This window comes from Mucilaginibacter sp. P5_A6 (assembly GCF_056400585.1).
Genome location: NZ_JBFUKZ010000057.1, coordinates 1 through 6,673 on the forward strand (window position 1 = coordinate 1; position 6,673 = coordinate 6,673).

The 6,673-nt window shown below is 43.0% G+C and carries 3 protein-coding genes; all 3 read left to right on the top strand.

Annotation, left to right across the window (positions count from 1 at the left end; genetic code table 11):
* The first annotated feature begins 249 nt into the window (after positions 1 to 249).
* Positions 250 to 2,202, top strand: coding sequence for a sialate O-acetylesterase (locus AC1DO4_RS27395; RefSeq protein ID WP_477420950.1), 1,953 nt, complete (start codon positions 250 to 252; stop codon positions 2,200 to 2,202).
* A gap of 78 nt (positions 2,203 to 2,280) precedes the next feature.
* Positions 2,281 to 4,725: a glycoside hydrolase family 2 TIM barrel-domain containing protein gene (locus AC1DO4_RS27400; protein WP_477420951.1), complete on the top strand. Its 2,445-nt coding sequence runs from the start codon at positions 2,281 to 2,283 to the stop codon at positions 4,723 to 4,725.
* Between the two features lie 160 nt (positions 4,726 to 4,885).
* On the top strand, positions 4,886 to 6,673 hold a 1,788-nt coding region (locus AC1DO4_RS27405; protein ID WP_477420952.1), incomplete at its 3' end, for a glycoside hydrolase family 97 protein.

Here is a 6,673-nt window from a genome sequence, read left to right on the forward strand (position 1 = left end):
GCGGAAAGGGTATTTACGGCTCACCACCGGCAGGATTGATACCAATTTCCTAACGGCACGAAATTCATTGACACAACGCACTATTGGCCCGGTATGCTCCGGGTCAGTTTCGCTCGACATAAAAATGAAAAAATTGGAAATATATCTTAATGTTATTATGCTTACAGCCTCGGTTATTTCCGGGGCTGCAAGCTATCAAAAAACGGTATTAGGTCTAACAACCAGAGTTCACGCTATTCGAATAAAATAATGAAAATAAACAAACGGATATCATTAGTGTTTTTTACACTATTCCATTTTTTCCAAACATCCGGTTATGCCCAGATAACTTTGCCAAAAGTGTTTGGCGATAATATGGTTTTGCAACGAGGCATAAATATTCCTGTTTGGGGTAACGCAACTCCGGGTTCTTTGATTGTTGCAACGCTTGGCAAAGTAAGTACAAATGCAAAAACTGATAAAGACGGCAAATGKATGTTGCATTTTCCGAAGTTTAAGGCAGGTGGCCCTTATGATCTCAAAATTTCTGAATCAGGAAAGCCGGAATTAGCAATCAAACTAACGGGGATTTTTATCGGGGATGTATGGCTGGCTTCTGGTCAATCCAATATGGAATGGCAGGTACAGCAGGCGCGGGATGCTCCGAATGAAATTGCCAAAGCTGATTTTCCGCAAATTCGCTTTCTTGTGGTAGAACATGATATTAAGTTTAGTCCTCAATCTGATTTTTTAGCGGGTAAGTGGAAACTATGCGACACAAATAGTGTGAAGCAGCTCTCGGCGGTAGCCTATTATTTTGCCCGTAAAATACATAAAGAGCAAAACGTACCAATCGGTATCATCCAAAGTACCTGGGGTGGAACGCCGGTACAAACATGGACAAGCCGGGAAATACAGCTTACATCGGCTACTACCAGGGCAAAAATGCTTGCCAGTGATACGCTGACTCAAAACAATGTTGTAAAAGATAGCCTGGATATGGTACGTTTTTGGGACATCGTTTATCATCCACAGAATAATACTGATAAAACTGTTCCCTTACCGGAGTACGATGATTCTGGTTGGGCTGCAGTTGAGATGCCCCGGCTGGTTAAAGATTTTGGGATTGGAAAATACGAAGGGATGATGTGGCTGCGCAAAAAAATTGTGTTACCGCCATCTTTTGCAGGAAAAGAGTTAGTTCTGAATATTGGCCGCCCTGAAATGAATTATTCACTTTATTTTAACGGTGCCGAAATATGCAAAACGATTTGGAATAGCAATCCAAAGCAATCCTATACCATTCCGGCCGGCCTGGTTAAAAACGGGGAAAATACCATTGCTATAAGATTGGCTATGCTGTGGGGCGGTGGCGGGCTGAACCCTCCGGCTGATAATATTTATATTACTGATGGTTATTCTAAGATCTCTTTAGCAGGGAAATGGTTGTATAAAACAAATGTTGAACCTGCTCTTCCTAAAATCCATAATTATCAAAATTACCCCGCGGCGCTGTTTAACGCCATGATTAATCCGCTAATTCCTTTTGGGGTCAAAGGGTTTATCTGGTACCAGGGCGAGGCGAATGATACGGAGGCTTACCGCTATAGGGAATTATTCCCTATGCTGATCAACGACTGGCGAAAACGCTGGCATCAGGGTAACCTTCCTTTTTTATATGTTCAGTTGGCCAACTTCAAAAAAGAAGATCCGCTTCCTTCTGAAAGTGAATGGGCTGAACTGAGAGAAGCGCAGACACTAACACTGTCACAACCCAATACAGGTATGGCTTGCATAATAGATATCGGCGATGCAAACAGTATTCATCCTACAAATAAGCAGGAGGTAGGCCGCAGGCTGGCGCTGATAGCAGAAAAAAAAGCTTATGGGAAAAATGTTATTGCCTCGGGGCCAATGTATAAAAACTTCGTTGTCAAGGGTAAAGATATAATCATAAGTTTTACTGAGACCGGTTTGGGACTTGCTACCCGGGATACAGGATCATTAAAGGGATTCACAATAGCCGGAAATGATAAAAAATTCTTTTGGGCATCGGCCAGGATCGAAGGTGATAAGGTAATAGTTAGTTCGGATAAGGTAAATGTACCAGTAGCCATACGTTACGCTTGGGCCGACAACCCCGTTTGTAACCTTGTTAACAAAGAAGGGCTGCCGGCCGCGCCCTTCAGAACAGATGAATGGAAGGGAATTACCCAAAAGTGATTTCAACAGGTTGAGCCCTAAAGGAGCTGAGGTTGTTATGAAGTTAGATCCCGTTACTTCAAAAAAATATAAATCAATATGAAACAAAATAATACAAATAAAATTACATGGCATGTTGGCGCAATAGCTACAGTCCTGCTGTTTTTGGCAGGGAACATTGCCTGCCATGCTCAAAACCTCGATAAAACTGAGCGAAAGCAATTATTTGATAATAACTGGAAATTTTTTCAGGGAGATACTATATCTGCAAAATCAAGGGATTTTAGTGATGTGGCTTGGCGAAACCTTGATTTACCGCACGATTGGAGTATCGAAGGGAAAATAAGTCCTAAAAATCCGACGGGCGGAGCCGGTGGATACTTTCCTGCAGGAGTAGGCTGGTACCGGAAAGCTTTCAAAGCCCCGGCTGAATGGAAAGGCAAAAAAGTGTCCATTTATTTTGAAGGGGTTTATATGAATTCTGAAGTTTTTATTAACGGGAAATCACTTGGCATTTACCCTTATGGCTATTCGTCATTTAGCTATGACCTTTCGCCGTTTCTGGATTTTAATCATGAGAATGTGATAGCCGTAAGGGTTGATAATTCGCAACAGGTGAACAGCAGGTGGTACAGCGGTTCCGGGATCTATCGCCACGTGTGGATGACAGCTACCGATGCGGTACATATTACCGACTGGGGAGTTTCGGTTACAACGCCCGATGTATCTTCAAAAAAGGCAACCGTTCAAATTAAAACATTAATTAAAAACGAAACCGGGTCTCCTCAACATCTGGTGCTTAGTACCTTGCTGAAAGGGCCAAACGCTAAAAACGCAGGCAATAAACAAGTAACTGTTGACGTGGCTGCTAACAGCGAAAAGGAAATTGCTCAAACAATTTCGGTATCAGCCCCCATGTTATGGGCGCCGGAAACGCCGCATTTATATAGTGCCCGGATACAGGTATTACAAAATAAAAAAATAGTTGACCAAACAGCGACCGGGTTTGGCATACGTTGCATCAAATTTACTACGGAAAACGGGTTTCAGCTTAACGGAAAAACAGTAAAACTGAATGGAGGGTGTGTGCATCATGATAATGGCTGCCTGGGTGCCGCTGCTTTTGACCGTGCAGAGGAACGCAAGGTTGAACTGCTCAAAGAGGCGGGGTTCAATGCCGTAAGAACTTCTCACAATCCACCATCCCCGGCATTTTTAAATGCTTGTGACAGATTAGGCTTATTGGTTGTTGATGAAGCATTTGACTGTTGGAAAGTAGGGAAAAACAAACATGATTATGCCGAATATTTTAACAAGTGGTGGAAACGCGACCTGGAAGCCATGGTTATGCGGGATCGTAATCATCCATCAATCGTAATATGGAGCATTGGTAATGAGATAGTAGAAAGGGGTAGCCCGGGAGCCGTAGAAACAGCCAGAATACTTGCAAGTGCCATAAAAAAAATAGATACTGTTCGCCCGGTTACATCGGCCATTGTGGATAACGGTAAAGACTGGGCAACGCTTGATTCCCTGATGGCGGCGCATGACATTGGCGGGTATAATTATCATTTGCAGAGCGCGTCTGCAGATCATCAGCGGGTACCTTCACGAATGATCATTCAAACTGAATCGTATCCCAAAGATGYTTTTGCCAATTGGAAGCTGGTAGAAGACAACAATTATGTTCTTGGTGATTTTGTTTGGACGGCTATAGATTATCTTGGAGAATCGGGAATAGGTCGTTGGTATTATTCGGGCGAGGTACCTGGCGAACACTGGGAACATGATTTTTTCCCCTGGCATGGTGCTTATTGCGGAGATGTCGATCTGATCGGATGGAGAAAGCCGATTTCGCATTATCGTAACTTGTTATACAATAATACCGAAAAACTTTTCATGGCTGTCCGGGAACCTGAACCAGCCCCCTTGGAAATTAAAACAACGTGGTGGTCTGTTTGGCCAACCTGGGAAAGCTGGACCTGGCCGGATTATGTTGGAAAGGATATTAAAGTGGAAGTTTATTCAAAGTATCCTAGGGTGCGCCTTTATCTCAACAACAAACTTATTGGCGAAAAACCTACGGCAATAGCGCAGGAACATAAAGCCGAATTTACCGTAACCTATTCGCCGGGACAACTTAAGGGAGTCGGTGTGGATAACGATAAAGAGGTTGAATCAATTGTTTTGCAAACATCGGGCGGAGCTGCAAAAATCAAATTGACTGCCGACCGTAAAAAGATATTGGCAAATGGGCAAGATTTGTCCTATGTTACCATTGAGATAACAGACAATGCCGGCATAGTTCAACCGAATGCCATAAATCGGCTGCATTTTAAAATTGAAGGGCCTGCCACCATTGCGGGAGTTGATAATGCCGATTTGAAGGACACAGATCCATATACAGCGGATACACGTAAAGCCTGGCATGGACGTGCCTTGGTTGTTATCAGAAGCACACACAGTTCGGGTGATATTAAATTGACGGTTACTTCCCCCAATCTATCAGGGGCTACTTTAAATATCAAAGCCATTTGGCATTAGCGCTAATGAAGCCTTATAACTTATAAAGAAATTTAATCCGGCGTCCTGAGGCATTGTTAGTTGATTTATTATACTTGATTATCATGTGTCTGGAGAGTTAAATGGGTGTTGATAGATAAAATATTTTAAATGAAGGATCAAAATTTTATAAAATAATAAGATGAAAAGGTTATTATTAATTATGAGCCTTTTTTTGGGGTCAGTGGGTTACGCTCAACAAGTTTTATCTCCTGATAAAAAAATTAAAGTTGTTGTAGAAATGCAGCAGGCAGGCCAGGGAGGTTTAGGTCAGGCTTATTTTAAGGTACTGTATAAAAGTAAGGGAGCTTATATTGAAGTGTTGCCGGCTTCACCATTAGGTATATTAAGAGAGGATCAGCAATTCGTATCCAATCTCAAATTCATTGGCGAGAGTAAGCCTGTCGTAGTTCATGACAAATATGAAATGCTGACCGGAAAGCGGAAGCTTTGCGAAAACTTTGGGACCGAGAAAACATTTAACTATCAGAACGCCTCAAAACAGCCCTTAAATATCACTTTCAGGGTATATAACGATGGGATTGCGTTCAGGTACGCATTTCCCAATCGCTCTGACTCCGGTTTATCGATTACAGATGAAGCTACGGGCTACCTTATCCCTAAAGGTACGGCAAGATGGATGCAACCGTTTGATCAATCTTATGAGAATTTTTTTCCGCTTAATACCGATGGAGCTACTGCAAAGGGGAACGGTGATTGGGGGTATCCTGCTTTGTATAAAGTTAATAACCAGTCATTATGGGTGCTAATTTCAGAGGCAGGTATAACGAGGCAAAATTGCGCGGCGAAACTTAACAATAAACAAAACACAAACCTGTATAAGGCAAGTTACCCTTCGGCAAAAAAAGATTGGCATGGCGGAGCTGTTTCCGGTTTGCCATGGAAATCGCAATGGCATGTGATGATAGTGGGTAAGCTGGCTGATCTGGTAGAAAGTACGTTGATCACCGATGTGAGCGAACCTACTGCCTTTAAGGACACGAAATGGATTGAGCCCGGGAGCGCAGCCTGGGTATATTGGGCAAACAATCATGGTTCAAAGGATTATCAGAAAGTGATTGAATACATTGATCTGGCTGCAAAAATGAAATGGCCATATGTGCTTATTGACTGGGAATGGGACGTAATGTCAAACGGCGGTACTGTAAAGGATGCGTTGAGTTATGCAAAGAGTAAAGGTGTCAAAACTCTTTTATGGTATAACTCGGGTACCGAATGGCTTGGTGCAACTCCAGCTGACAGGCTGCTAACACCAGAGAAAAGAGCAAAGGAATTTTCATGGCTGAACGATATGGGCGTATCAGGTATCAAAGTCGATTTTTTTGCGGGAGACCAGCAAGATATGATGCAATATTATATCGACATTCTGGAAGACGCAGCAAAAYAYCATCTTTTGGTTAACTTTCATGGAGCCACCTTACCGCGTGGCTGGGCGCGCACCTATCCTAATTTAATGAGTACCGAAGCGGTGTACGGTGCAGAATGGTATAATAACGATGGTATTTTAACCGATAAGGCCGCTGCGCATAACACAACTCTTCCATTTACGCGGAATATAGTAGGCTCTATGGACTACACACCGGTAACGTTTTCCAACTCGCAGCACGAGCATAAAACGTCTTTTGCCCACGAGTTGGCTTTGGCAGTAGTATTTGAATCCGGATTGCAGCATTTTGCAGACAGGCCTTCTGCTTATTATGATTTGGCTGAAGGTCCCCGTAAATTCCTAATGGGATTTCCCACAACCTGGGATGAAACGAAGCTAATCAACGGCTACCCGGGCGAAATGGTTGTTATAGCCCGAAGAAAAGGCAAGCTCTGGTATGTTGCCGGGCTTAACGGGAAAGATACTCCGCAAACACTCCATCTTAATTTAAACTTTTTAGGCAGCTCGAACTATTCTTTCCAA